The organism is Serratia sp. ME47, assembly GCF_903970925.1.
Taxonomy (GTDB): domain Bacteria; phylum Pseudomonadota; class Gammaproteobacteria; order Enterobacterales; family Enterobacteriaceae; genus Serratia; species Serratia ureilytica.
In genome coordinates, this window is record NZ_CAJCKE010000007.1 from 75,820 (window position 1) to 100,573 (window position 24,754).

A 24,754-nucleotide genomic window follows, 5' to 3' on the forward strand; every position below is an offset into this window, starting at 1 on the left:
GGACCATGCAAATGCGTAAATTGGCGTTATCGTTACTGCTGCTCGGTATGGCAGGTAGCGTGGCGCACGCGGAAGACCTGACCGGTACGCTGAAGAAAATCAAAGACAACGGCGTTATCGTTGTCGGCCACCGCGAATCGTCTGTGCCCTTTTCCTACTACGACAACCAGCAAAAAGTTGTGGGCTACTCTCAGGACTACTCCAACCAAATCGTTGAAGCCGTTAAGAAAAAGCTGAATGCACCGAATCTGCAGGTGAAAATGCTGCCGATTACCTCGCAGAACCGCATCCCGCTGCTGCAAAACGGCACCTATGACTTCGAATGCGGTTCTACCACCAATAACGTAGAGCGCCAGAAACAGGCCGCCTTCTCCGACACCATCTTTGTGGTCGGCACCCGCCTGCTGGTGAAGAAAGGCTCCGACATCAAAGACTTTAAAGACCTGGCCGGCAAACCGGTGGTGGTCACCTCCGGCACCACGTCCGAAGTGTTGCTGAACAAACTGAACGACAGCGACAAAATGAACATGCGCATCATCAGCGCCAAAGACCACGGCGACTCCTTCCGCACCCTGGAAAGCGGCCGCGCGGTGGCCTTCATGATGGATGACGCCCTGCTGGCGGGCGAGCGCGCCAAAGCCAAGAAGCCGGATCAATGGGAAATCATCGGCACGCCGCAGTCGAAAGAAGCCTACGGTTGCATGCTGCGTAAAGACGATCCTGAGTTCAAGAAACTGGTCGATGACACTATCGCCCAGGCGCAAACCTCCGGTGAAGCGGCCAAGTGGTTTGATAAATGGTTCAAGCAGCCTATCCCACCGAAAAACCTCAACATGAACTTCGAGCTGTCGGACGACATGAAGCAACTGTTCAAAGCGCCTAACGACAAAGCGTTGAACTAACTCAATAGAATAAAGCCGGGGCGGCCGCCAAGCCAAACCGGCCCAGTTGATGACTGGGACAGACAGGAATGAGGGGGGCCGTTCCCCTCCCTCATTTTCCCCAAGGCGCGTCACCGATCTCCGCACACAACAAGCCAGCCCGACTGGCCGCGCGGCGATCGGCGCCTATCAAGTCATCACTTTTCGGCGCCCTGCGCCCGTTTATCGGAGTTTGTTATGTCAATAGATTGGAACTGGGGTATCTTCCTGCAGCAGGCCCCGTTTGGGAACACCACTTACCTCGGCTGGATCTGGTCCGGCTTTCAGGTCACGGTGGCCCTCTCCGTCTGTGCATGGATTATCGCTTTCTTCGTCGGTTCGCTGTTCGGTATCTTGCGTACCGTGCCCAACCGCTTTCTTTCCACTCTCGGCACCTGTTACGTCGAACTGTTCCGCAACGTGCCGCTGATCGTGCAATTCTTTACCTGGTATCTGGTGATCCCCGAGCTGCTGCCGGCCAATATCGGCACCTGGTTCAAGACCGAGCTGGATCCCAACGTGCAGTTCTTCGTCTCTTCCATGCTCTGTCTGGGGCTGTTTACCGCCGCCCGCGTTTGCGAGCAAGTGCGCGCCGCCATTCAATCCCTGCCGCGCGGCCAGAAAGCCGCCGGGTTGGCGATGGGCCTGACGCTGCCGCAAACCTACCGCTACGTGCTGTTGCCGAACGCCTACCGGGTTATCGTGCCGCCGATGACCTCGGAGATGCTCAACCTGGTCAAAAACTCCGCCATCGCCTCCACCATCGGCCTGGTGGACATGGCCGCACAGGCCGGCAAGCTGTTGGATTACTCCGCACACGCCTATGAATCCTTTACCGCCATTACGCTGGCTTATATCGGCATCAACGCCGTGATCATGCTGTTTATGCGTCTGGTCGAAAAGAAAGTGCAGTTGCCTGGCAACCTGGGGAGTAAATAATGTACGAATTTGACTGGGCGTCGATCGTCCCAAGCTTCCCTTATCTACTGCAGGGCATGGCGATCACGCTGAAGATCACCGTGACCGCCATCGTGGTCGGCATTCTGTGGGGCACCGTGCTGGCGGTGATGCGTCTGTCGCCGTTCAAGCCCATCAGCTGGTTCGCCACCCTGTATGTCAACCTGTTCCGCTCGGTGCCGCTGGTGATGGTGCTGCTGTGGTTCTATCTGGTGGTTCCAAGCTTATTACAACAGGTTCTAGGCCTGTCGCCGAAAACCGATATTCGCCTGATCTCGGCTATGGTAGCCTTTTCCCTGTTTGAAGCGGCCTATTACTCGGAAATCATCCGCGCCGGTATCATCAGCATCTCGCGCGGCCAATCCTCCGCCGCGTTGGCGCTGGGCATGACGCATTGGCAATCCATGCGGCTGGTGATCCTGCCGCAGGCGTTCCGCGCCATGGTGCCACTGCTGCTGACCCAGGGCATCGTCCTGTTCCAGGATACCTCGCTGGTTTACGTACTGAGCCTGGCCGACTTCTTCCGCACCGCATCGACCATCGGCGAACGCGACGGCACCCAGGTTGAAATGATCCTGTTCGCCGGCTTTGTCTATTTTGTTATCAGCCTCGCCGCCTCGGCGCTGGTAAGCTATTTGAAGAAAAGGACTGTTTGATGATATCCCTGAAAAATGTTTCCAAGTGGTACGGTCACTTTCAAGTGTTGACCGATTGCACCACCGAAGTGAAAAAAGGCGAAGTGGTCGTCGTCTGCGGTCCTTCAGGCTCCGGCAAGTCCACCCTGATCAAAACCGTCAACGGCCTGGAGCCGATCCAGCAGGGAAGCATCCTGGTGAACGGCACGCCCGTCAACGACAAGAAAACCAACCTGGCGCAGCTGCGCGCCAAGGTCGGCATGGTGTTCCAACACTTTGAACTGTTCCCGCACCTGTCCATTATCGACAACCTGACGCTGGCGCAGGTAAAAGTGCTCAAGCGCGACAAGACCGCCTCACGCGAGAAGGGCCTGAAGCTGCTGGAACGCGTCGGCCTGTCCGCCCATGCCAACAAGTTCCCCGGTCAGCTCTCCGGCGGCCAGCAACAGCGCGTCGCCATCGCCCGCGCGCTGTGCATGGATCCGATCGCCATGCTGTTCGACGAACCGACCTCGGCGCTCGATCCGGAAATGATCAACGAAGTGCTGGACGTGATGGTCGAGCTGGCGAACGAAGGCATGACCATGATGGTGGTGACCCACGAAATGGGCTTCGCCCGCAAGGTGGCGAACCGCGTGATCTTTATGGACGAAGGCAAAATCGTCGAAGACCGCAACAAAGACGATTTCTTCAACAACCCCGAGTCCGATCGCGCCAAGGACTTCCTCGCCAAGATCCTGCACTAAGTTCTCGCTATGCGCCCCGCCAGGGGCGCATCGATTCTCCCGGCACGAAAAGCGCTTGTATCTCCTCGTTTTTGATCCGATGCTCGCCGGATAACAAACAGAGGAGAAAGAACATGCCCCGCCCTATTATCATCGATTGCGATCCCGGCCTCGACGACGCCATCGCGCTGGCTATGGCGCTGCGCTCGCCGGAGCTGGACGTCAAAGCCATCACCACCTCCGCCGGCAACCAGACGCCGGAGAAAACCCTGCATAACGCGCTGGGTCTGTTGACCCTGATGCAGCGCGAGGACATCCCTGTCGCCGCCGGCGCCGCTCGCCCGCTGATGCGCGAGCTGGTGATCGCCGACTATGTCCACGGCAAAACCGGCATGGGCAACACCCACCTGCCGACGCCGGCCCTCAAACCCGATCCCCGCGGCGCCGTCGAGCTGATCGCCGACCTGCTGCGCGCCAGCCCGCAGCCAATCACCCTGGTGGTGACCGGCCCGATGACCAACATCGCCCTGCTGTTGGCCCAGCACGCCGAGCTGAAAAGCCGTATCGAGCGCATCGTGTTTATGGGCGGCGGCATGAATGCCGGCAATACCACGCCGGTCGCGGAGTTCAATATCTTCGTCGATCCCGAAGCCGCCGAGATGGTGTTGAAATCCGGCGTGCCGCTGACCATGGCTGGGCTGAACGTCACCCATCAGGCGCTGGTGCTGCCGCAGGATATCGAGCGCATTCGTCAGATAGCCAATCCGGTCGCGCAGGCGGTGGCGGAGATGCTCGATTTTTACCTGCCGCTGTATCTCAGCCACCCGCGCGGCCTGCCTGGCGCGGCGATGCACGATCCCTGCACCATCGCCTGGCTGCTGGCGCCGCAGCTGTTTACCGGCGTTGAACGCTGGGTCGGTGTGGAAACCAAAGGGGAATACACCGTCGGCATGACGGTGGTGGACTATTTCCAGCAAACCGGCAACGCGGCCAACGTGGAAGTGCTGACCGGCATCGATCGCGCAGGCTTTATCGATCTGCTGGCCGAGCGCGTCGCGCGTTATTAATCCTCTCGGGGCGCGCTCGCGCCCTCATTCAACTTTTTTGATTTAACTCAGCGAATTTTTGCGCTATCACTGTTGATGGCTTGCCTCTACCATGCGTTTACACCGATTGACATCGTTACCGATTACACTTCGCCTGGAGATAAGCCAATGAGCCGCGTACTGGTCCTGAAATCAAGTATTCTGGGTGAATATTCCCAGTCTGGAAAATTAGTCGATTTTTTTGTTGAACAATGGCGTGAAGCTCACCCAGAAGACACCTTCACCGTGCGCGACTTGGCCAACCCAACGCTGCCGGAGCTGGATGGCGAAGTGATAGCCGGCTTTACCGCCGGCGACAAGCCGTTGACGCCGCATCAGCAAAGCACCCTGGCGCTGTCCGATGAGCTGATTGCCGAGCTGAAGTCGCACGACACGCTGATCATCAGCGCCCCGATGTACAACTTCAACATCCCGACGCAGCTGAAGATCTACTTCGATCTGATCGCCCGCGCCGGTCAGACGTTCCGCTACACCTCCGCCGGCGCCGAAGGGCTGGTGACGGGCAAGAAAGCGATCGTCATCTCCAGCCGCGGCGGCATCCACGCCGACACGCCGACGGATCTGATCACCCCGTACGTGAAGCTGTTCCTGGGCTTTATCGGCATCACCGACGTTGAATTCGTGCTGGCGGAAGGCTTCGCCTACGGCCCGGAAGCGGCGGAGAAAGCCGCCCAGGACAGCCGCATCGCGGTCGCGCAGAAAATCCCGGCCGGCGTCGCCGTCCCGGCCAGCGCACCGGCGCCAGCGCCGGCAAACGTCGCCCAAGAAGCCGTCAGCGGCGGTTTCCTGAGCAACCTGCTGAAGAAACTGTTCCGTTAACGGTAAACGTCAGCGTTCCCCGCCGCGGCGGGGGACGTCATCAGGGTTCAAATGGCCGACGCTGGAACTGGTCGTGACCGCATTTCGGGCAGAGCGGCAGCACTTCCGGCGTGTAAAACGCCAGGTGGTAGTGACATTGCTCGCAGACCAGATTGCCCAGCCCCACCACTTCACCGCTGTGATACACACCGTGGTGGCTGACATCCTTGAACACCTCGCGCCACTCCAACTGGGTTTTATCGGTGATATCCGCCAGTTCCTGCCACAGGCTCTCCTTAATCACCCGCATAAACACGCTGTCGGTAAACTCGTCCCGGCTTTCCTGATAGCTGCGGGCGAACTCTTCCAGATCGCGCCGCACCGCCTGCGTCACCTGCCGCACCTCGTCGCGCGTCAGATCTTCGGCCTCGTTCAACCGCCGCTCCGCGCTGGCCACCAGTTCGTCGATATCGCGTTCGCCGTTTTTCAGACGTTCGGTCAGCGATGCCACCAATTCGCGGTAATACTGAGCAACCTTGTTCATAGACTCTCCTCGATAAACGCTGCGCCGAACTTGGCCATGGGGATACCCTTAAGCTACTTGTTCTTATTTTAGCCGTAAATGACTGATGTCACTTGGCAAGACGCGGGATCCGCAGGTTGTGAGCCGCGTCATGGCGGCGTTTTTTTTAAATGCGCCGAGTCAGGCGCTTGGAGTTGTTGCCGGGAGGTCTTATCAGCTATGCTATGCGGATCTACGAATACTAAATGTTCATTGCGTTGCCTCTGACCGGGGCAACGGTTTACACCTACAGGACCACCGGCCGCCATGCAAGAGCAATACCGTCCAGAAGACATAGAATCGAACGTACAGCTTCACTGGCAAGAGAAGCAGACTTTCAAAGTTACCGAAGACGACAGCAAGGAAAAGTACTACTGCCTATCCATGCTGCCTTACCCGTCCGGCCGACTGCACATGGGCCACGTTCGTAACTACACTATCGGCGACGTGATCTCACGCTATCAGCGCATGCTGGGCAAAAACGTACTGCAGCCGATCGGCTGGGATGCGTTCGGCCTGCCCGCGGAAGGCGCGGCGGTGAAAAACAACACCGCGCCGGCCCCGTGGACCTACGACAACATCGAATACATGAAGAACCAGCTGAAACTGCTGGGCTTCGGCTACGACTGGGATCGCGAAATCGCCACCTGCCAGCCGGAATACTACCGCTGGGAACAGTGGTTCTTCACCAAGCTGTATGAAAAAGGCCTGGTCTACAAGAAGACCTCGGCGGTGAACTGGTGTCCGCACGATCTGACCGTGCTGGCCAACGAACAGGTTATCGACGGCTGCTGCTGGCGCTGCGACACCAAGGTCGAGCGTAAAGAGATCCCGCAGTGGTTCATCAAAATCACCGCCTACGCCGATCAGCTGCTGAACGATCTGGACACGCTGGAAAGCTGGCCGGAACAGGTGAAAACCATGCAGCGCAACTGGATTGGCCGCTCCGAAGGCGTGGAAATCACCTTCGACGTGGCTGGCAGCGAAGAGAAGCTGACGGTTTACACCACCCGTCCCGACACCTTCATGGGCGCCACCTACGTGGCGGTCGCCGCGGGCCACCCGCTGGCGCAACAGGGCGCGCGCAACAACCCGGCGCTGACCGACTTCATCGACGAATGCCGCAACACCAAAGTGGCCGAAGCCGAAATGGCGACGATGGAGAAGAAAGGCATGCCGACCGGCCTGTTCGTTGTCCACCCGCTGAGCGGCGAGAAGCTGCCGGTGTGGGTCGCCAACTTCGTGCTGATGGAATACGGCACCGGCGCCGTGATGGCGGTGCCAGCGCACGACCAGCGCGACTGGGAATTCGCCACCAAATATGATTTGCCGATCAAACCGGTGATCCTGAACCTCGACGGCAGCCAGCCTGACGTGAGCGCCGAAGCGATGACTGACAAAGGCGCGCTGTTCAACTCCGGCGAGTTTGACGGTCTGGACAACGAAGCGGGCTTTAACGCCATCGCCGACAAACTGGTCGCCAAAGGCGTCGGCCAGCGCAAGGTCAACTACCGTCTGCGCGACTGGGGCGTTTCCCGTCAGCGTTACTGGGGCGCGCCAATCCCGATGGTGACCCTGGAAGACGGCACCGTGATGCCGACGCCGGAAGACCAACTGCCGGTGATCCTGCCGGAAGACGTGGTCATGGACGGCATCACCAGCCCGATCAAGGCCGACCCTGAGTGGGCGAAGACCACCGTCAACGGCCAGCCGGCGCTGCGCGAAACCGACACCTTCGACACCTTTATGGAGTCCTCCTGGTACTACGCGCGCTACACCTGCCCGCAGTATGACCAGGGCATGCTGGATCCGGCCGCCGCTAACTACTGGCTGCCGGTCGATCAATATATCGGCGGCATCGAGCACGCCATCATGCACCTGATGTACTTCCGCTTCTTCCACAAGCTGATGCGCGATGCGGGCCTGGTGGATTCCGATGAGCCGGCCAAGCGCCTGCTGTGTCAGGGCATGGTGCTGGCCGACGCCTTCTACTACACCGGCAACAGCGGCGAGCGCGTCTGGGTATCCCCGGTTGACGCCACCGTCGAGCGCGATGACAAAGGCCGCATCATCAAGGCCACCGATCCGCAAGGCCGTGAACTGGTCTATGCTGGCATGAGCAAAATGTCGAAGTCGAAGAACAACGGCATCGACCCGCAGGAGATGGTGGAAAAATACGGCGCGGACACCGTGCGTCTGTTCATGATGTTCGCTTCACCGGCAGAAATGACGCTGGAGTGGCAGGAATCCGGCGTGGAAGGGGCTAACCGCTTCCTGAAACGCGTATGGAAACTGGCCTACGATCACGTGGAAAAAGGCGCGGTGCAGCCGCTGGACGTGGCGTCGCTGAACGAAGAGCAGAAAGCGCTGCGCCGCGATCTGCACAAAACCATCGCCAAAGTGACCGACGATATCGGCCGCCGCCAGACCTTCAACACCGCGATCGCCGCCGTGATGGAGCTGATGAACAAACTGGCCCGCGCGCCGCAGGAGAGCGAGCAGGATCGCGCGCTGCTGCAGGAAGCGCTGCTGGCCGTCGTTCGCATGCTGTATCCGTTCACCCCGCACGTGTGCTTCGCCCTGTGGCAGGCGCTGAGCGGCGAAGGCGACGTGGACACCGCGCCATGGCCGGTTGCCGACGAGCAGGCGATGGTCGAAGACTCCAAGCTGGTGGTGGTGCAGGTGAACGGCAAGGTTCGCGCTAAAATCACCGTATCTGCCGATGCGACCGAAGAGCAAGTGCGCGCGCGCGCTGCCGAAGAGCATCTGGTGGCTAAATATCTGGACGGCGTCACGATTCGCAAAGTGATCTATGTTCCGGGCAAACTGCTTAACCTGGTTGTGGGTTAACACAAGGAGGAGTTGTGCGACAACGTATTCTGACGCTGTTGCTGGGGTTGGCGGTGCTGGTCACCGCCGGCTGCGGTTTTCACCTGCGTGGCACCACGCAGGTGCCTAATGAAATGAAAACGCTGATCCTGGACAGTTCGGATCCTTACGGGCCATTGACGCGCGCGGTGCGTGAGCAACTGCGTTTGAACGCCGTGACCATCGTCAGCGATCCGAAGCGTAAAGACGTGCCTTCTCTGCGCATCGTCGGCGCGACGGAAAGCCAGGATACCGCCTCGATCTTCCAGGACGGTAAAACCGCCGAGTATCAGCTGGTGCTGACCGTGCAGGCCCAGGTGCTGATCCCGGGGCACGACCTGTATCCGCTGTCGGTGAAAGTGTTCCGTTCGTTCTTCGACAACCCGCTGACCGCGCTGGCCAAAGACTCCGAGCAGGAGATCATTCGCCAGGAAATGCGTGAGCAGGCGGCGCAGCAGCTGGTGCGCAAACTGCTGACCGTGCACGCGGCGGAAGAAGAAAACCGGCAGAAAGCCGCTGCCGTCGGCGAACGAGCGGCAAGCCAAACCGCACAATGATCCGCATTTATCCGGAACAACTTGCCGCGCAGCTCCGAGAGGGGCTGCGCGCTTGTTATTTATTGAGCGGCAATGAACCGCTGCTGCTGCAGGAAAGCCAGGATCTGCTCCGGCAGGCCGCGCAACAGCAGCAGTTTAGCGAGCACTACAGCATTTCCCTCGACGCCCATACCGACTGGGACGCCATCTTCGGCATCTGCCAGGCGATGAGCCTGTTCGCCAGCCGCCAGACGCTGCTGCTGATTTTCCCGGAAAACGGCCCGACGGCGCCGATCGGTGAACAGCTGACCAAGCTCGCCACCCTGCTGCACGACGACATCCTGTTGATCCTGCGCGGCCCGCGCCTCACCAAAGCGCAGGAAAACAGCGCCTGGTTCAAGGCGCTCAGCCCGCACGGCGCCCTCGTCAGTTGCCAGACGCCTGAGCAGGCACAGCTGCCGCGCTGGGTCGCCGCGCGCGCCAAGGCGATGAAGCTGGAGTTGGACGACGCCGCCAATCAGCTGCTGTGCTATTGCTACGAAGGCAACCTGCTGGCGCTGTCGCAGGCGCTGGAGCGGCTGTCGCTGCTGCACCCGGACGGCAAGCTCACCCTGCCGCGCGTCGAGCAGGCGGTGAACGACGCCGCCCACTTCACGCCGTTCCACTGGTTGGACGCCTTGCTGGCTGGTAAGAGCAAGCGCGCCTGGCATATTTTGCAGCAGCTGCAGCAAGAGGACGTCGAGCCGGTGATCCTGTTGCGCACCCTGCAGCGCGAACTGCTGCTGTTGCTGACGCTGCAGCGCCGCATGGCGTCCGCGCCACTGCGCACGCTGTTCGATCAGCACAAGGTCTGGCAGAACCGCCGCCCGCTGGTGACCCAGGCGCTGCAACGCCTGTCCGGCGCCCAGCTGCAGCAAGCGGTACAGCTGCTGACGCAAATCGAGCTGACCCTCAAGCAGGACTATGGCCAGTCGGTCTGGCCGGAACTGGAAAACCTGTCGATGCTGCTGTGCGGCAAACCCCTGGCCACGAGTTTTACCGATGCCCACTAATCCGGAACACCCCACCGTATTGCACGCGCTGTTTGGCGGCACCTTTGATCCGATCCACTACGGCCATCTGCGGCCGGTGGAGGCGCTGGCCGCAGAAGTGGGCCTGAATCGCGTTACGCTGCTGCCTAACCACGTGCCGCCGCACCGCCCGCAGCCCGAGGCCAACGCACAGCAGCGCTTGAAGATGGTCGAGCTGGCGATCGCCGGCAATCCGCTGTTCGCGGTCGACGATCGCGAACTGCATCGCACCACCCCCTCCTACACCATCGAGACGTTGGAAACGATTCGTAAAGAGCGTGGCGCCGCCCAGCCGCTGGCGTTTATTATTGGCCAGGACTCGCTGCTGACGCTGCATAAATGGCATCGCTGGCAGGCGCTGTTGGACGTCTGCCATCTGCTGGTGTTGGCGCGCCCGGGCTATAACGATCGCATGGACACGCCGGAACTGCAGCAGTGGCTGGAACGTCATCGCACCGCCGACCCGGCGCTGCTCAGCCGCCGCCCGCATGGCCATATCTATCTGGCCGATACGCCGGAGCTGGAAATTTCCGCCACCGAGATCCGCCAGCGCCGCCATCAGGGCCTCAACTGCGACGATCTGCTGCCGCGCCCGGTGCAGCGCTATATCGAGTTGCAGGGTTTATATCGCTAGCGAAAGGTGCGTGATATACTGCGCCGCTATTTTTCAGGTATCCGCTGAAAACCCCGGAAACCTTAGCTGGCCGGGCAGTCACCAGTTAGCTGGCTTTCAGCGGCAGCCTGCCGAAACCTTTATCCGGTTACGCCGCGGCGCGCGCATTTTGCCCGCCGCAGCCGACTGAACAGAACACACCCGAGGGGGAACCTTTGCAAGGTAAAGCGCTCCAAGATTTCGTCATCGATAAAATCGATGATCTTAAAGGCCAAGACATTGTCGCTCTGGACGTACAGGGCAAATCCAGCATCACCGATTGCATGATCATCTGCACCGGCACGTCGACTCGCCACGTGATGTCGATCGCCAGCCACGTGGTGCAGGAATCCCGCGCCGCGGGCATGGAGCTGTTTGGCATGAAAGGCCAGGAAGCCTCCGACTGGATCGTGGTCGATCTGGGCGAAGTGATCGTGCACGTGATGCAGGAAGAAAGCCGTCGCCTGTACGAGCTGGAAAAACTCTGGAGCTAAGCGGTGAAACTGCAATTGGTGGCGGTCGGCACCAAAATGCCAGACTGGGTGCAAACCGGCTTTATGGATTACCTGCACCGCTTTCCCAAAGATATGCCGTTTGAGCTGACCGAGATCCCGGCCGGCAAACGCGGCAAAAACGCCGACATCAAACGCATTCTGGACAAGGAAGGCGAACAAATGCTGGCGGCGGTGGGCAAAGGCAACCGCATCGTTACGCTGGATATCCCAGGCACGCCGTGGGAAACGCCGCAGCTGGCGCAGCAGCTTGAGCGCTGGAAGCAGGATGGCCGCAACGTCAGCTTGCTGATCGGCGGCCCGGAAGGGCTGGCGCCCGCCTGCAAAGCCGCTGCCGAGCAGAGTTGGTCGCTTTCTCCGTTGACACTGCCGCATCCTTTGGTGCGCGTCCTGGTGGCCGAAAGCCTCTACCGCGCCTGGAGTATTACTACAAATCATCCTTACCACCGGGAATAGCCGGTGGTGACCGTGACAGAGTGAAATAAAGCAGCGGGATGAAAATAGAACGTAACCCTTTTCGCGACTATACGGCTGAATCCGCCCTGTTTGTACGCCGCGCCCTGGTGGCGTTCTTGGTCATCCTGGTGCTGTCCGGCATCCTGATCGCCAACCTGTATAATCTGCAAGTGGTCCGCGTCGAGGATTACCGCACCCGCTCCAACGAAAACCGCATCAAGCTGGTGCCCATCGCGCCCAGCCGCGGCATTATCTACGATCGCAACGGCACTCCGCTGGCGCTCAACCGCACCATTTATCAGCTGGAACTGATGCCGGAAAAGGTCGACGATCTCAAAGCCACGCTGCAGGCGCTGCGCCCGGTGGTCGACTTGACCGATGACGACATCACCAATTTCGAAAAAGAGCGCAAGCGCTCGCGCCGTTTCGTCTCCATTCCGGTGAAAACCGCGCTGACCGAGGTGCAAGTCGCCCGTTTTGCGGTCAATCAGTTCCGCTTCCCGGGCGTGGAAGTGAAAGGCTACCAGCGCCGCTACTACCCCTACGGCTCCGCCCTCACCCACGTCACCGGCTACGTGTCGAAGATCAACGACCGCGACGTCGAGCGGCTGGACAAAGACGGTAAACTGGCCAACTACGCCGCCACCCACGATATCGGCAAGCTGGGCATCGAACGCTATTACGAAGACACGCTGCACGGCAAAACCGGCTATGAAGAGGTCGAGGTCAACAACCGCGGCCGGGTGATCCGCCAATTGCACGAACAGCCGCCTTCCGCCGGTCAGGACGTCTACCTGACGCTCGATCTTAACCTGCAGCGCTATATCGAACAGCTGTTGGTCGGCAGCCGCGCCGCGGTGGTGGTGAGCGATCCGCGCACCGGCGCCATCCTGGCGATGGTCTCCAACCCGAGCTACGATCCGAACCTGTTCGTCGACGGCATTTCCAGCAAGGACTATCAGGGGTTGCTGAACGATCCGAATCGCCCGCTGATCAACCGCGCCACCCAGGGGGTCTACCCGCCCGCCTCGACGGTGAAGCCTTATATCGCGGTGTCGGCGCTGAGCGCCGGGGTGATCACCAAAAACACCGTGGTGTTCGATCCCGGCTGGTGGCAATTGCCCGGCTCGGAAAAACGCTTTCGCGACTGGAAGAAATGGGGCCACGGCCGCCTGAACGTCACCAAGGCGCTGGAAGAGTCCGCAGATACCTATTTCTACCAGGTCGCTTATGACATGGGGATCGATCGGCTGTCGACCTGGCTGACCAAATTCGGTTACGGCCAGTACACCGGCATCGATCTGTCCGAAGAGCGCTCCGGCCTGATGCCGACGCGCGAATGGAAGCAGAAACGCTATAAAAAACCGTGGTATCAGGGCGACACCATTCCGGTAGGCATCGGCCAGGGTTACTGGACCGCGACGCCGATCCAGATGGCCAAGGCGCTGAACACCCTGATCAACGACGGCACCGTCAAAACGCCGCACCTGCTGCAGAGCACACGCATCAACGGCGCGCTGGTGCCGTTCAAACAGGAAGAAAACACGCAGATCGGCGATATTCACTCCGGCTTCTGGGAAATTGCCAAAGACGGCATGTACGGTGTGGCCAACCGTCCGAACGGGACGGCGCGCAAATACTTTGCGGACGCACCTTATAAAGCCGCGGCGAAATCGGGTACCGCACAGGTATTCGGCTATGAAACCTACAACGCCCACAAACTGGCGGAGCACCTGCGCGATCACAAACTGATGACCGCCTTCGCACCGTTCAACAACCCGACGGTGTCGGTCGCCATCATTCTGGAAAACGGCGGCTCCGGTCCGGCGGTGGGGACCATCACCCGCCAGATCCTCGACCACATTCTGCTGGGCGACAACAATACGCAATTGCCAAGCGAGGCCCCGCTGCCGCCTGGCGTAGAAGGTGACTAAGGTAGAACATGACTGAAAGCCAACAAAAAGGCTCGATCTGGACCAAAATCCACATCGACCCGACGTTCCTGCTGCTGATCCTGGCCCTGTTGGTCTACAGCGCCTTCGTGATGTGGAGCGCCAGCGGCCAGGATATCGGCATGATGGAGCGCAAGATCGGGCAGATCGTCATGGGGCTGATCGTGATGGCCGTCATGGCGCAGATCCCGCCGCGCGTGTACGAAAGCTGGGCGCCCTATCTGTATATCTTCTGCGTGATTTTACTGATCCTGGTGGACGCCTTCGGCCAGATCAGTAAAGGCGCACAGCGCTGGTTGGATCTCGGCGTAGTGCGCTTCCAGCCGTCGGAAATCGCCAAGATCGCCGTGCCGCTGATGGTGGCGCGCTTTATGAACCGCGACGTCTGCCCGCCTTCGCTGAAAAACACCGCCATCGCGCTGGTGCTGATCTTCCTGCCGACGCTGCTGGTGGCCGCGCAGCCGGATCTGGGCACCTCTATCCTGATCGCCGCTTCCGGCCTGTTCGTACTGTTCCTGTCCGGCATGAGCTGGAAGCTGATCGCCGTCGCCGCCGTCGCGCTGGCGGCCTTCATCCCGGTGCTGTGGTTCTTCCTGATGCACGGCTATCAGCGCGACCGCGTCATGATGCTGCTCGATCCGGAGAGCGACCCGCTCGGCGCCGGTTATCACATCATTCAATCCAAGATCGCCATCGGCTCCGGCGGCCTGTCCGGCAAGGGCTGGCTGCACGGCACCCAGTCGCAGCTGGAGTTTCTGCCGGAGCGCCATACCGACTTTATCTTCGCCGTCCTGGCCGAAGAGCTGGGGCTGATCGGGGTACTGGTGCTGCTGGCGCTTTACCTGCTGGTGATCATCCGCGGGCTGATGATCGCCGCCAAGGCGCAAACCACCTTTGGCCGCGTCATGGTCGGCGGCTTGATGCTGATTTTGTTCGTTTATGTCTTTGTTAACATCGGTATGGTCAGTGGCATTTTGCCGGTAGTTGGCGTACCTTTGCCTCTGGTCAGTTACGGGGGTTCGGCGCTGATAGTGTTGATGGCCGGTTTCGGCATCATCATGTCGATCCACACGCATCGGAAAATGCTGTCTAAAAGTTTATAAGAGGTGAGTAATGCGTAAGGAATGGCTTTGGATCGGCGTCGCGGCGGTGTTGCTCTCCGCCTGTACCGCCCCGACCACGGAACAGCAAGCCCCTCCGCAGCCGTACAACGGCCCGGTGGTGGAAATCGGCGGTGTCGAGCCTCAATATGAACCCTATAACCCTAATAACATGCAGGATTATAAGGTTAATGGCGATACTTACCGCATCGTAAAAGATCCGCAGAACTTCTCGCAGACCGGCCTGGCGGCCTGGTATGGCGAAGAGGCCAACGGCAACACCACGGCGCTGGGCGAGCAGTTTGACCCCAACGGCCTGACGGCGGCGCATCCGACCCTGCCAATCCCAAGCTATGTGCGCGTCACTAACCTGGCCAACGGCCGTCAGCTGGTGGTGCGCGTCAACGATCGCGGGCCATACACCAAGGGCCGCATCATCGATCTGTCGAAAGCCGCCGCCGACCGCCTCAACCTGTCCAACAACACCAAGGTCAAGGTAGATTTCATCAACGTGGCGCCGGACGGCACGCTGAGCGGCCCCGGCACCATCGGCACCATCGTGGCGAAACAGAGCTACGCCCTGCCGGCGCGCCCGGATCTCGGCTCCAGCGGCATGGGCACCCCTATTCAACAGGAGGCGCCGATCGCCAGCGGCGCGGCGGTGCGCCCGATCGATAACAGCACCCTGCGCACCGACGACAACAGCGCCCCAGCTGCCGGCGGCAATGCCGCCAACGGCCGCAGCGGTTTCCTCGGCGCGCCGAGCGCGGTGCCGGCCGGGGTGCTGGAAGGTTCCGAACCTGAAGCCGCCGCGGTGGCCGCACCGGTCGCGGCCGGCGCTGCGGCTGCTGCCGCCTCTTCCGGCGGCTACGTGGTGCAGGTCGGCGCGCTGAGCAGCGCCGAACGCGCCCAGAGCTGGCAACAGAGCCTGAGCCAACAGTTTGGCGTGCCGGGCAAAGTGGCGGCCAACGGCAACGTTTACCGCGTCCAGCTTGGCCCGTTCAGCAGCCGTCAACAGGCGGCCCAGCTGCAGCAACGCCTGGCGAGCGAAGCGCAACAACAGTCTTTCGTTACTGCTGCACCCTGAGCGTTAAGCCCGGCGGGCATTCACGGCCGATAAGCGGTTATTTAGCTGAAACATTTTCTTGCAGCTAAAAGGGCACTAACCGCAATTAGTCAGATGAATGGGTAATGCCTGCCGGGATCGCATCTGCTATAGTGTGGCTCGTTTTTTAACTTTACTTTCACGGATGTTGTAGTCCCGATCATGAAACAAGTAACTTCTTTTCGCTTAATCAAAAGCATCGCCCTCGGCACCGTTATCGCAATGAGCGCAGCCTCCGTTGCGCACGCCGATGACGTTAACATCAAAACCATGATCCCAGGTGTCCCGCAGATCGATGCGGAAGCGTACATCCTGATTGATTACAACTCCGGCAAGGTGCTGGCCGAGATGAACGCCGATGCGCGTCGCGATCCGGCCAGCCTGACCAAAATGATGACCAGCTACGTCATCGGCCAGGCGCTGAAAGCGGGCAAAATCGGCCAGGACGATCTGGTGACCGTCGGCCAGGACGCCTGGGCGACCGGCAACCCGGTGTTCAAAGGCTCCTCGCTGATGTTCCTGAAGCCGGGCGATCGCGTGCCGGTCTCCAAACTGACCCGCGGCATCAACCTGCAGTCCGGTAACGACGCCTGCGTGGCGATGGCCGACTACGTCGCCGGCAGCCAGGACGCCTTCGTCAACCTGATGAACACCTACGTCAGCAAGCTGGGCCTGCAGAATACCCACTTCCAGACGGTGCACGGCCTGGATGCGCAGGGCCAATACAGCTCGGCGCGCGACATGGCGCTGATCGGCCAGGCGCTGATCCGCGACGTGCCGGAAGAATACGCGATCTACAAAGAAAAAGAGTTCACCTTCAACAATATCCGCCAGATGAACCGCAACGGTCTGCTGTGGGATAACAGCCTGAACGTCGACGGCATCAAAACCGGCCATACCGACGCGGCGGGCTACAACCTGGTGGCTTCGGCGACCGAAGGCCAAATGCGCCTGATCTCCGCCGTGATGGGCGGCCGCACCTACAAAGGCCGTGAAGCCGAAAGCAAGAAACTGCTGACCTGGGGCTTCCGCTTCTTCGAAACCGTGGCGCCGCTGAAAGTCGGTAAAGAGTTCGCCTCCGAGCCGGTCTGGTTCGGCGATGCCGACCGCGTTGAGCTGGGCGTGGACAAAGACGTCTACCTGACCATTCCGCGCGGCCGCATGAAAGATCTGAAGGCCAGCTACGTGCTGAACACGCCGGAAATTCACGCGCCGCTGGCGAAAAACCAGGTGGTGGGCAGCATCAACTTCCAGCTGGACGGCAAAACCATCGACCAGCGTCCGCTGGTGGTCATGAACGAAGTGAAAGAAGGCGGCTTCTTCAGCCGCATCGTGGACTACATCAAACTGATGTTCCACCACTGGTTCGGTTAACGGTTGAAACGGGCGAAATCGTCCCCATATAGTGAATAACACTAACTCCCGCCCCGGCGGGAGTTATACTTTATAGATTAGCTAGCACTCTGGAGCGCACGCACATGCAAAAAACTAAACTGAACGAACTGCTCGAATTCCCTTGCTCGTTTACCTACAAGGTAATGGGCCTGGCGCAGCCTGAGCTGGTTGACCAGGTGGTTGAAGTGGTGCAGCGCCATGCGCCGGGCGATTACAACCCGCAGGTCAAGCCAAGCAGCAAAGGCAACTACCACTCCGTCTCCATCACCATCAATGCCACTCACATCGAGCAGGTCGAAACCCTTTACGAAGAGTTGGGCAACATTGAAATTGTTCGCATGGTGCTGTAATTCCAGCATAAACCCCTGCTTATCAACCCGGGATGGCGCAGCGTCTTCCCGGGTTGCGCATTTTTGGTCAGCGAAAGGCTGGTCGCAGGCCGGAGCGCCCGGTATAATGGCTTTACCACTTCTGTAACCTGACGATGACTCTTTTGCAACCAGACAAGATCATTTTGCGTCAGCTGGGGTTGCAGCCCTACGCGCCTGTATCCCAAGCCATGCATAACTTCACCGACAGTCGTACCGAGACCACGCCGGACGAGCTGTGGCTGGTGCAGCATCACCCGGTGTTCACCCAGGGTCAGGCCGGCAAAGCCGAACACGTGCTGATGCCCGGCGACATCCCGGTTGTCCAGAGCGATCGCGGCGGCCAGGTGACCTACCACGGGCCGGGTCAGCAGGTGATGTACGTGATGGTCGATCTGAAACGCAACAAGGTCGGCGTACGTCAATTGGTCACGGCGATAGAAGATACGGTTATCAACACCCTCGCCCACTTCCGCCTCACATCGCGCGCCCGTCCGGATGCGCCCGGCGTGTACGTGGGGGAGCAGAAAATCTGTTCGTTGGGTTTGCGGATCCGCAAAGGCAGCTCATTCCACGGCCTGGCCCTGAATGTGGCGATGGATCTCAGCCCCTTCCAACGCATCAACCCTTGCGGTTACGCCGGTATGCAGATGACGCAGGTCAGCGCGCTGGCGCCCGGCGTTGGCATTGAAGACATACACCCAATCCTGGTACAGGAATTTGTTCATTTACTCGGCTACCAGACGGTCGAGCTTCGTAACTGGAACCTGCACGATTATGAGTAAACCAATTCAGATGGAACGCGGCGTCAAATACCGCGATGCTGACAAAATGGCGCTGATCCCGGTCAAAACGGTGGTCACCGAACGGCAGGAGCTGTTGCGTAAACCCGAGTGGATGAAGATCAAACTGCCTGCCGACTCAACGCGCATTCAGGGCATCAAAGCCGCGATGCGCAAGAACGGCCTGCACTCCGTCTGTGAGGAAGCCTCGTGCCCTAACCTGTCCGAGTGTTTCAACCACGGTACCGCCACCTTTATGATCCTCGGCGCCATCTGCACCCGCCGCTGCCCGTTCTGCGACGTGGCCCACGGCCGCCCGATCGCGCCGGACGCCAACGAGCCGGAAAAGCTGGCGCAAACCATCGCCGACATGGCGCTGCGTTACGTGGTGATCACCTCGGTTGACCGTGACGATCTGCGCGACGGCGGCGCTCAGCACTTTGCCGACTGCATCTCCGCCATCCGCGCCAAAAGCCCGAACATCAAAATTGAAACGCTGGTGCCGGACTTCCGCGGCCGTATGGACCGCGCGCTGGAGATCCTCACCGCCACGCCGCCGGACGTATTCAACCACAACCTGGAAAACGTGCCGCGCGTCTACCGCCAGGTGCGTCCGGGCGCCAACTACGAATGGTCGCTGAAGCTGCTGGAGCGCTTTAAAGAAGCGCACCCGGATATCCCGACCAAATCCGGCCTGATGGTCGGCCTGGGCGAAACCAACGCGGAAATCATTGAAGTGATGCGCGATCTGCGTCGCCACGGCGTGACCATGCTGACGCTGGGTCAGTACCTGCAGCCGAGCCGTCACCACCTGCCGGTGCAGCGCTACGTCAGCCCTGCCGAGTTTGACGAGATGAAAGAAGAAGCGATGGCGATGGGCTTCACCCACGCCGCCTGCGGCCCGTTCGTGCGTTCGTCTTACCACGCCGATCTGCAGGCCAAAGGGATGGAAGTGAAATAACGCGTAATAGTTTGTTACGCTATAGACGGCGGAAACGCCAAAAAACGGATGTCCGCAAGGCATCCGTTTTTTATTGCGCGCAGTCAGACGGGGTTAAACGTCTTTCTTTTCGACGCTCTGCTGAGCGGACTGGCTTTCGGCGGCGTTGTTGCCAGCAGCCGGCGGCGTGCTGTCATCGCCCACGGCTTTTTTAAAGCCTTTCAGCGCCGCGCCAAGATCGGCGCCGAGCGTACGCAGTTTGCTGGTGCCGAACAGTAAAATCACCAACACCGCAATCACCAGAAGTTTGGTAATGCTGATACCTTCCATACTCACCTTCTTATCATAGAGCGCTGCGTGAACAGCGAGAAAAACTGACCTTGCCTGCGAATATTTAGCGACTTTCCTTTGGCTCGCACAACCGCAACATGTAACAGAGTGAGATCGGTCGCAGGAATGCCACAGGGCCTCTGGACGTGAATCCCAGACTATTCTTAGTTTATCACCCGCATGATACGCTGCCATGATACTCATCAGGGAGATGCCGGATGTATATTGCCCCACCCATTTTCGATGCCCGAAAATCCGGCCTCAGCTTCGCCAAACGCACCTACCTGCCCCGCGCCGTCGGTCTGGGGCTCGGCTTTATCTGCGTCTGCGCCGCGCTCTATCCCCTGGCTCCGCCCGCGGCGGTCTGGCTATTGCTGGCCTTTCACGGGTTTCTCTGGCCGCATCTCGCGTACCGCCTGGCCTGCCGCGCCCAAGATCCGTTCAAAGCCGAAATTCGCAACCTGCTGATCGACTCCGCTTTCGGCGGCTTCTGGGCGGCGATGATGGCGTTCAACGCGCTGCCCGCCATCGTCATCCTGTCGATGATGAGCATGAATAACATCGCTTCAGCCGGCAAAACGCTGTTTGTAAAAGGATTGGCCATGCAACTGGCCACGGCGGCATTCACCGCCGCGCTGCTCGGCTTCCCGTTTCACCCGTACAGCACGCCGTTGCAGGTCTATCTGTGCCTGCCGATGATCTACCTTTACCCGACGCTGCTCGGGCTGGTGACTTACCGCACCGCCAAGCGGCTGGCGGAAAAGAAACAGGAGCTGCAGCGCATCAGCACCCGCGATGGGCTGACCGGCTTATACAACCGTCGCCACTGGGAGCATCTGCTGCATCGCCAGTTCGACAGCTGCCGTCGCTACCAGGATAACGCCACGCTGATCCTGATGGATATCGACCGCTTCAAAACCATCAACGACACCTTCGGCCATGCTTTGGGGGATGAGGCCCTGGCGGCGCTGGCGGAAGAGCTGCTGATCGGCTTGCGTAACGTGGATATCGTCGGGCGCTACGGCGGCGACGAGTTTGGCGCGGTGCTGCCGAACACCAACGCCGAGCAGGCGGAAATCGTCCTGCGACGCATCCAGCAGCGGCTGGATGCGGTCAGCTTCAAGGAGGCGCCGCAGCTGCGGCTGCAGATCAGCGCCGGCATCGCCAACTACCACCCCGCGTTGGGCGGCTATCTGGACTGGCTGAAAGCGGCCGACAGCGCGCTCTATCGGGCGAAGCAAAACGGCCGCAACCGGCTGGAAACGGCAGTGCCGCCAGGGGAGTAACTTACTGACTTAATAACTTGGCAAAATACTTCGGCGCTTCAACAAAGCCTTCGCGCAGGTAAAACGCATGGGCCCGCTCGCGGCGACTGTGGCAATGAACCTCCAACCGATCGCAACCGCGACGGTGCGCCAACGCCTCTCCCTCCGCCAACAACCGCCGCCCCACGCCCGCGCCGCGCGCCCGATCGTCGACGCAAAAATAGCTGATGCGGCCAATGTCGCCGGCCAACGCCAGCTGCGGCAGGAAATGCAGCGACAACACGCCCAGCACTTGCGCCCCGTCCGCCGCCACCAGCAGCGCCTCGTCCGGGTGCGCCAACAGTTGCTGCATGCGCTGCGTCAGAAACGCCTCGGTGCCGGGATAGCCCAACGCCGTCATCAATTCGGCGATAGCGTGCCGGTCGCCCAGACGCGCCGCTCTGATTTCCATCGGTTTTACCTCGCAGGGGGTCGATACTACAAAATAGACGGCGTTAGGTGTAACATCCATCGGGTACGGTGAAAAAGGCCGTGCGGCACGCTGGAGATGACATTCCTCCCTAACCGCCTTCACAGGCTGATGATGTCTACGTAACCTCTCGGAGAGAGGCGCGTAGCGTTACGCCTGTCCCTTTCCGAGCCCGTGAATTTCTCTGTTTGAAAGGGAGTTGCCCCATGTTGAGTTCTTTACTGGCCGTCTTTATCGGCGGCGGCGTCGGCAGCGTTTTGCGCTGGGCGGTAAGCATGAAAATGAATCCGCTGAACGCCCACATTCCGCTCGGGACGCTGATGGTCAATCTGATCGGCGGTTTTATCATCGGTCTGGCGATGGCGATCTTCACCCGCATGACACACCTGGATCCCACCTGGAAACTGCTGATCACCACCGGCTTCTGCGGCGGCCTGACCACCTTCTCCACCTTTTCGCTGGAGGTGGTGTATCTGATGCAGGACGGCCGCTTCGGCTGGGCATTGGCCAACATGCTGCTCAACCTGGCCGGCTCGCTGGCGATGACGCTGCTGGCCTTCATGCTGGTGATGTGGGTCAACGGGCGCTAAGCCCTTAATGTTTCCTTAATCTTGCATGCGCATAATCTCATCCAGAACTCCTGACTGGATGAGAAATCGCTATGTTTAGCCTGCCGAAAACCACCGCCGAAACGATCGCCGTTGCGCTGTGCGTGCTGATCGTCGCCGCCTTTATCAACGCCTACCTGTTCGCCTAACCCCCCTTTCCCCGCAGCGCGCGTTCATCTTGCGTCCTCCCCATCCGTTACACTACAATTGAGAATGAACGTTCACACCCAAAATTGTGAACCCGGCTCACGCGCAGCAAAGGATCGGGCAGATGCTCTCCCCCAACGACAGTAAACAGGCCAAAGTGCAGGCGCGCCGCGATCAGATCGTCGAAGCGGCGAAAACCAGCTTCCGCCACCACGGCTTCCATGCCGCCAGCATGGCGGAGATTGCCCAGGGCTCGCAGCTCAGCGTCGGGCAAATCTATCGCTATTTCGCCAATAAAGACGCGATTATCGAAGAGATCGTCAACCGCATCATCACCAGCAAGATGCAGCGCCTGGAAAACCTTGGCGATCACATCAACCTGATCGCCGGCACGCTGGCGGCGCGCACGCTGTTTCAGCAACCGGGCGAGAGCGAAACCGATCACATGCTGATGCTGGAAGTGACCGCCGAGGCCACGCGCAACCCGGTGGTGGCCAAACTGCTCAGCGATGCGGAAGCGCGGCTGTTTCGCCACGTGTGCCACAACCTGCAGCGGCTGTATCCCGATTTCAGCGCGGAAGAGATCGCCGCCCGGGTGGAGTTTATCGCCGTCATGAGCGAAGGCACCGGTTACCGTATCCTTACCACGCAAAAAGCCGATGCGTCCCTGCTGCGCGATCTGTATCAGCAGGCCATTTCTCACCTGTTCAGGAAATCTTAATCTCCCATGACCAAACACTTAGCCAGACAACGTCTGGTGTACGCCGTCGTGCTTGGCCTGTTGGCCGCGCTGGGGCCGCTGTGCACCGATCTCTATCTGCCCGCCCTGCCGGAAATGGCGGGCGAGCTGAATACCTCCACCGCCGCCGCGCAGCTCAGCCTGACCGCCGGGCTGCTCGGCCTGGGCGTCGGCCAGCTGATTTTTGGCCCTTACAGCGACAAACTGGGCCGTATGCGCCCGCTGCTGCTGTCGCTGATCCTGCTGCTGGGCGCTTCGCTGTGGTGCGCGCTGGCGCCCACCATCGACCAACTGCTGATCGCCCGCCTGCTCCAGGGCATCGCCGGCGCCGGCGGCGCGGTGATTTCCCGCGCCATTGCCCGCGATCTGTACGCCGGCCACGAGCTGACCCGCTTCTTCGCCCTGCTGATGCTGGTTAACGGCCTGGCGCCGATCGTCGCGCCGGTGCTGGGCGGCGTCATGCTGCAGGTGATGAACTGGCGCGGCATCTTCGGCGTGCTGGCGGCCATCGCCGTGCTGCTGTTCAGCCTGTCGGCGCTGAAGCTGCGCGAATCCCTGCCGGTCGAGCGCCGCAGCCAGGGCGGCATTCTGGCGATGCTGATGTCGCTCGGCGGGTTGCTGACCCAGCGCTATTTCATGGGCCTGTGCCTGACGCAGGGCTTCGTAATGGCCGGCATGTTCGCCTATATCGGCGCTTCGCCTTTCGTCTTGCAGCAGATCTACGGCCTCAGCCCGCAGATGTTCAGCCTGTGCTTCGCCATTAACGGCGTCGGGCTGATCATTGCGGCGCAGCTGGCCAGCCGTCTCAGTTCACGTTGGGGGGAACGCCGGGTGTTGAGGGGCGGGTTAACGCTGGCGGCCGTCGCATCGCTGTTGCTGCTGTTGGCCGCCGCGCTGCATGCACCGCTGGTCGTGTTGCTGGTGCCGCTGTTCTTCTCGGTGGCGGTGATCGGCATCGTCGGCCCGACCGCCTCGTCGCTGGCGATGCAAAGCCAGGGGGACAAAGCCGGCAGCGCGTCGGCCTTGATCGGCGTGTGCATGTTCGCGCTCGGCGCCTGCGCCGTGCCGCTCACCGGGCTGGGCGGCACCTCGGGCCTGTCAATGGCGCTGACCATCGTTGGCTGCTACGCCATCGCCATCCTGCTGTTCAGCCTGTTGGCCCGCCGCAGCGACGCATAACGCGCCCAATAAAAAACCCGCTCAATGAGCGGGTTTTAAGAAATTCAGCTGCGCAGCTTAGATAGCAGTAACGTTAGCGGCAGATGGGCCTTTGGCACCGTTCGTGATTTCAAATTCTACACGCTGGCCTTCAGCAAGCGTTTTGAAACCGTTGCTAACGATGGCAGAGAAGTGAACGAAAACGTCCTTGCTACCATCTTCCGGAGTAATGAAACCGAAGCCCTTGGATTCATTAAACCACTTAACGCTACCTTTAATCTTAGACATCAAACTTACCTTTAACGTGAATGAAAGACACAAAACCTGTGTCGATTACAGTACAGCAAGCAGGCAGGATTTTGTCCACCACCGCGATCACAGAAATCCGATAAAGAGTGAAAAAATCCGTGTTGTCCGGTGTAAATGAATGACACCGGTTGCAGTAAGTTACCGTTCCAGGTCAATCCTCTCCCTGCGCCGGCGAACAACGCGCGAACGCCTAAACCTGCCCCTTCCCCCCATCGTTGACGCGCCGTGCAAACACAATCGCTATGAAATATAACCAGATGGTCTTTTTGCTTCGGCGGCCCCTGCACTAG

Annotated in this window: 27 protein-coding genes and 1 riboswitch; of the genes, 23 read left to right on the forward strand and 4 right to left on the reverse strand. The window is 60.0% G+C overall.

Annotated elements, in window-relative coordinates:
• The first annotated feature begins 5 nt into the window (after positions 1-5).
• The 6 genes from H7A77_RS10075 to H7A77_RS10100 all read left to right on the forward strand — a co-directional run bounded on the left by H7A77_RS10075 (position 6) and on the right by H7A77_RS10100 (position 5,162).
• Positions 6-902 carry an amino acid ABC transporter substrate-binding protein gene (locus tag H7A77_RS10075; RefSeq protein WP_033642166.1) on the forward strand — a complete coding sequence of 299 codons (897 nt, stop codon included), beginning with the start codon at positions 6-8 and terminating at the stop codon, positions 900-902.
• A 216-nt stretch (positions 903-1,118) separates the two neighbouring features.
• Positions 1,119-1,859 (forward strand): amino acid ABC transporter permease, encoded by a 741-nt coding sequence (locus H7A77_RS10080; protein WP_004939979.1) that lies wholly within the window; start codon positions 1,119-1,121, stop codon positions 1,857-1,859.
• A complete protein-coding gene (gene gltK / locus H7A77_RS10085; protein ID WP_015376945.1) occupies positions 1,859-2,533 on the forward strand; it encodes a glutamate/aspartate ABC transporter permease GltK in 675 nt (224 codons plus the stop codon). Before H7A77_RS10080 ends, gltK begins: the two co-directional genes overlap by 1 nt.
• Complete coding sequence (locus H7A77_RS10090; protein ID WP_004939983.1) at positions 2,533-3,258, forward strand: amino acid ABC transporter ATP-binding protein; 726 nt, start codon at positions 2,533-2,535, stop codon at positions 3,256-3,258. The genes gltK and H7A77_RS10090 overlap by 1 nt, the downstream gene beginning before the upstream one ends.
• A gap of 113 nt (positions 3,259-3,371) precedes the next feature.
• The gene (gene rihA / locus H7A77_RS10095; protein ID WP_033642165.1) at positions 3,372-4,304 is read left to right on the forward strand and encodes a pyrimidine-specific ribonucleoside hydrolase RihA; all 933 of its coding nucleotides are present in this window, start codon (positions 3,372-3,374) and stop codon (positions 4,302-4,304) included.
• Between the two features lie 147 nt (positions 4,305-4,451).
• On the forward strand, positions 4,452-5,162 hold the full coding sequence (locus tag H7A77_RS10100; RefSeq protein ID WP_182074101.1) for an FMN-dependent NADH-azoreductase: 711 nt from the start codon (positions 4,452-4,454) through the stop codon (positions 5,160-5,162).
• A 40-nt stretch (positions 5,163-5,202) separates the two neighbouring features.
• On the opposite strand, the gene H7A77_RS10105 is transcribed toward H7A77_RS10100, so the two are convergent.
• The gene (locus H7A77_RS10105) at positions 5,203-5,685 is read right to left on the reverse strand and encodes a zinc ribbon-containing protein (RefSeq protein ID WP_025301844.1); all 483 of its coding nucleotides are present in this window, start codon (positions 5,683-5,685) and stop codon (positions 5,203-5,205) included.
• A 285-nt stretch (positions 5,686-5,970) separates the two neighbouring features.
• Between H7A77_RS10105 and leuS the strand changes: the two genes are divergently transcribed.
• The 13 genes from leuS (at position 5,971) to lipA (ending at position 19,460) form a co-directional block, all read left to right on the forward strand.
• On the forward strand, positions 5,971-8,553 hold the full coding sequence (leuS, locus tag H7A77_RS10110) for a leucine--tRNA ligase (RefSeq protein WP_147838935.1): 2,583 nt from the start codon (positions 5,971-5,973) through the stop codon (positions 8,551-8,553).
• 14 nt (positions 8,554-8,567) lie between these two features.
• The gene (lptE, locus tag H7A77_RS10115) at positions 8,568-9,128 is read left to right on the forward strand and encodes an LPS assembly lipoprotein LptE (protein ID WP_033633932.1); all 561 of its coding nucleotides are present in this window, start codon (positions 8,568-8,570) and stop codon (positions 9,126-9,128) included.
• Complete coding sequence (gene holA / locus H7A77_RS10120) at positions 9,125-10,159, forward strand: DNA polymerase III subunit delta (RefSeq protein ID WP_182074102.1); 1,035 nt, start codon at positions 9,125-9,127, stop codon at positions 10,157-10,159. The genes lptE and holA overlap by 4 nt, the downstream gene beginning before the upstream one ends.
• Positions 10,149-10,811 (forward strand): nicotinate-nucleotide adenylyltransferase, encoded by a 663-nt coding sequence (gene nadD, locus H7A77_RS10125; protein WP_015376938.1) that lies wholly within the window; start codon positions 10,149-10,151, stop codon positions 10,809-10,811. Before holA ends, nadD begins: the two co-directional genes overlap by 11 nt.
• 194 nt (positions 10,812-11,005) lie before the next feature.
• Positions 11,006-11,323 (forward strand): ribosome silencing factor, encoded by a 318-nt coding sequence (gene rsfS, locus H7A77_RS10130; protein ID WP_004940001.1) that lies wholly within the window; start codon positions 11,006-11,008, stop codon positions 11,321-11,323.
• Between the two features lie 3 nt (positions 11,324-11,326).
• Positions 11,327-11,797, forward strand: a complete 471-nt coding sequence (rlmH, locus tag H7A77_RS10135; protein WP_004940002.1) for a 23S rRNA (pseudouridine(1915)-N(3))-methyltransferase RlmH — start codon at positions 11,327-11,329, stop codon at positions 11,795-11,797.
• A 38-nt stretch (positions 11,798-11,835) separates the two neighbouring features.
• On the forward strand, positions 11,836-13,731 hold the full coding sequence (mrdA, locus tag H7A77_RS10140) for a peptidoglycan DD-transpeptidase MrdA (RefSeq protein ID WP_033642160.1): 1,896 nt from the start codon (positions 11,836-11,838) through the stop codon (positions 13,729-13,731).
• Positions 13,732-13,739: 8 nt separating this feature from the next.
• Positions 13,740-14,852 carry a peptidoglycan glycosyltransferase MrdB gene (gene mrdB / locus H7A77_RS10145; protein WP_004940006.1) on the forward strand — a complete coding sequence of 371 codons (1,113 nt, stop codon included), beginning with the start codon at positions 13,740-13,742 and terminating at the stop codon, positions 14,850-14,852.
• A 10-nt stretch (positions 14,853-14,862) separates the two neighbouring features.
• A complete protein-coding gene (gene rlpA, locus H7A77_RS10150; RefSeq protein ID WP_164107194.1) occupies positions 14,863-15,936 on the forward strand; it encodes an endolytic peptidoglycan transglycosylase RlpA in 1,074 nt (357 codons plus the stop codon).
• A gap of 180 nt (positions 15,937-16,116) precedes the next feature.
• Complete coding sequence (gene dacA, locus H7A77_RS10155) at positions 16,117-17,328, forward strand: D-alanyl-D-alanine carboxypeptidase DacA (protein WP_004940010.1); 1,212 nt, start codon at positions 16,117-16,119, stop codon at positions 17,326-17,328.
• A gap of 104 nt (positions 17,329-17,432) precedes the next feature.
• Positions 17,433-17,699 (forward strand): DUF493 family protein YbeD, encoded by a 267-nt coding sequence (gene ybeD, locus H7A77_RS10160; protein ID WP_004940012.1) that lies wholly within the window; start codon positions 17,433-17,435, stop codon positions 17,697-17,699.
• 134 nt (positions 17,700-17,833) lie between these two features.
• Positions 17,834-18,502, forward strand: coding sequence for a lipoyl(octanoyl) transferase LipB (gene lipB / locus H7A77_RS10165; RefSeq protein WP_033651147.1), 669 nt, complete (start codon positions 17,834-17,836; stop codon positions 18,500-18,502).
• Positions 18,495-19,460 (forward strand): lipoyl synthase, encoded by a 966-nt coding sequence (lipA, locus tag H7A77_RS10170; RefSeq protein ID WP_004940018.1) that lies wholly within the window; start codon positions 18,495-18,497, stop codon positions 19,458-19,460. The genes lipB and lipA overlap by 8 nt, the downstream gene beginning before the upstream one ends.
• A 93-nt stretch (positions 19,461-19,553) precedes the next feature.
• On the opposite strand, the gene tatA is transcribed toward lipA, so the two are convergent.
• A complete protein-coding gene (gene tatA / locus H7A77_RS10175; RefSeq protein ID WP_004940019.1) occupies positions 19,554-19,769 on the reverse strand; it encodes a Sec-independent protein translocase subunit TatA in 216 nt (71 codons plus the stop codon).
• 218 nt (positions 19,770-19,987) lie between these two features.
• Between tatA and H7A77_RS10180 the strand changes: the two genes are divergently transcribed.
• Positions 19,988-21,055: a diguanylate cyclase gene (locus H7A77_RS10180; RefSeq protein WP_182074103.1), complete on the forward strand. Its 1,068-nt coding sequence runs from the start codon at positions 19,988-19,990 to the stop codon at positions 21,053-21,055.
• Position 21,056: 1 nt separating this feature from the next.
• Here H7A77_RS10180 and H7A77_RS10185 read toward each other — a convergent pair whose 3' ends face one another.
• Complete coding sequence (locus H7A77_RS10185) at positions 21,057-21,485, reverse strand: GNAT family N-acetyltransferase (RefSeq protein ID WP_033651145.1); 429 nt, start codon at positions 21,483-21,485, stop codon at positions 21,057-21,059.
• Positions 21,486-21,568: 83 nt separating this feature from the next.
• A riboswitch (Fluoride riboswitch) is annotated at positions 21,569-21,631 on the forward strand.
• Positions 21,632-21,709: 78 nt separating this feature from the next.
• Here H7A77_RS10185 and crcB point away from each other — a divergent pair.
• The 3 genes from crcB (at position 21,710) to H7A77_RS10200 (ending at position 24,176) form a co-directional block, all read left to right on the forward strand.
• The gene (gene crcB, locus H7A77_RS10190; protein WP_004940022.1) at positions 21,710-22,093 is read left to right on the forward strand and encodes a fluoride efflux transporter CrcB; all 384 of its coding nucleotides are present in this window, start codon (positions 21,710-21,712) and stop codon (positions 22,091-22,093) included.
• Positions 22,094-22,382: 289 nt separating this feature from the next.
• The gene (locus H7A77_RS10195; RefSeq protein WP_182074104.1) at positions 22,383-22,979 is read left to right on the forward strand and encodes a TetR/AcrR family transcriptional regulator; all 597 of its coding nucleotides are present in this window, start codon (positions 22,383-22,385) and stop codon (positions 22,977-22,979) included.
• A 6-nt stretch (positions 22,980-22,985) separates the two neighbouring features.
• Positions 22,986-24,176, forward strand: a complete 1,191-nt coding sequence (locus tag H7A77_RS10200; RefSeq protein WP_033642154.1) for a multidrug effflux MFS transporter — start codon at positions 22,986-22,988, stop codon at positions 24,174-24,176.
• Between the two features lie 57 nt (positions 24,177-24,233).
• Here H7A77_RS10200 and cspE read toward each other — a convergent pair whose 3' ends face one another.
• Positions 24,234-24,443 (reverse strand): transcription antiterminator/RNA stability regulator CspE, encoded by a 210-nt coding sequence (gene cspE, locus H7A77_RS10205; RefSeq protein ID WP_004940030.1) that lies wholly within the window; start codon positions 24,441-24,443, stop codon positions 24,234-24,236.
• Between the last annotated feature and the right edge of the window lie 311 nt (positions 24,444-24,754).

Coding starts and splice junctions, on each gene's coding strand:
- H7A77_RS10075 (WP_033642166.1), top strand. CDS start 6: ATGCAAATGCGTAAATTGGCGTTATCGTTACTGCTGCTCGGTATGGCA.
- H7A77_RS10080 (WP_004939979.1), top strand. CDS start 1,119: ATGTCAATAGATTGGAACTGGGGTATCTTCCTGCAGCAGGCCCCGTTT.
- gltK (WP_015376945.1), top strand. CDS start 1,859: ATGTACGAATTTGACTGGGCGTCGATCGTCCCAAGCTTCCCTTATCTA.
- H7A77_RS10090 (WP_004939983.1), top strand. CDS start 2,533: ATGATATCCCTGAAAAATGTTTCCAAGTGGTACGGTCACTTTCAAGTG.
- rihA (WP_033642165.1), top strand. CDS start 3,372: ATGCCCCGCCCTATTATCATCGATTGCGATCCCGGCCTCGACGACGCC.
- H7A77_RS10100 (WP_182074101.1), top strand. CDS start 4,452: ATGAGCCGCGTACTGGTCCTGAAATCAAGTATTCTGGGTGAATATTCC.
- H7A77_RS10105 (WP_025301844.1), bottom strand. CDS start 5,685: ATGAACAAGGTTGCTCAGTATTACCGCGAATTGGTGGCATCGCTGACC.
- leuS (WP_147838935.1), top strand. CDS start 5,971: ATGCAAGAGCAATACCGTCCAGAAGACATAGAATCGAACGTACAGCTT.
- holA (WP_182074102.1), top strand. CDS start 9,125: ATGATCCGCATTTATCCGGAACAACTTGCCGCGCAGCTCCGAGAGGGG.
- nadD (WP_015376938.1), top strand. CDS start 10,149: ATGCCCACTAATCCGGAACACCCCACCGTATTGCACGCGCTGTTTGGC.
- mrdA (WP_033642160.1), top strand. CDS start 11,836: ATGAAAATAGAACGTAACCCTTTTCGCGACTATACGGCTGAATCCGCC.
- mrdB (WP_004940006.1), top strand. CDS start 13,740: ATGACTGAAAGCCAACAAAAAGGCTCGATCTGGACCAAAATCCACATC.
- rlpA (WP_164107194.1), top strand. CDS start 14,863: ATGCGTAAGGAATGGCTTTGGATCGGCGTCGCGGCGGTGTTGCTCTCC.
- dacA (WP_004940010.1), top strand. CDS start 16,117: ATGAAACAAGTAACTTCTTTTCGCTTAATCAAAAGCATCGCCCTCGGC.
- ybeD (WP_004940012.1), top strand. CDS start 17,433: ATGCAAAAAACTAAACTGAACGAACTGCTCGAATTCCCTTGCTCGTTT.
- lipB (WP_033651147.1), top strand. CDS start 17,834: ATGACTCTTTTGCAACCAGACAAGATCATTTTGCGTCAGCTGGGGTTG.
- lipA (WP_004940018.1), top strand. CDS start 18,495: ATGAGTAAACCAATTCAGATGGAACGCGGCGTCAAATACCGCGATGCT.
- tatA (WP_004940019.1), bottom strand. CDS start 19,769: ATGGAAGGTATCAGCATTACCAAACTTCTGGTGATTGCGGTGTTGGTG.
- H7A77_RS10180 (WP_182074103.1), top strand. CDS start 19,988: ATGTATATTGCCCCACCCATTTTCGATGCCCGAAAATCCGGCCTCAGC.
- H7A77_RS10185 (WP_033651145.1), bottom strand. CDS start 21,485: ATGGAAATCAGAGCGGCGCGTCTGGGCGACCGGCACGCTATCGCCGAA.
- crcB (WP_004940022.1), top strand. CDS start 21,710: ATGTTGAGTTCTTTACTGGCCGTCTTTATCGGCGGCGGCGTCGGCAGC.
- H7A77_RS10195 (WP_182074104.1), top strand. CDS start 22,383: ATGCTCTCCCCCAACGACAGTAAACAGGCCAAAGTGCAGGCGCGCCGC.
- H7A77_RS10200 (WP_033642154.1), top strand. CDS start 22,986: ATGACCAAACACTTAGCCAGACAACGTCTGGTGTACGCCGTCGTGCTT.
- cspE (WP_004940030.1), bottom strand. CDS start 24,443: ATGTCTAAGATTAAAGGTAGCGTTAAGTGGTTTAATGAATCCAAGGGC.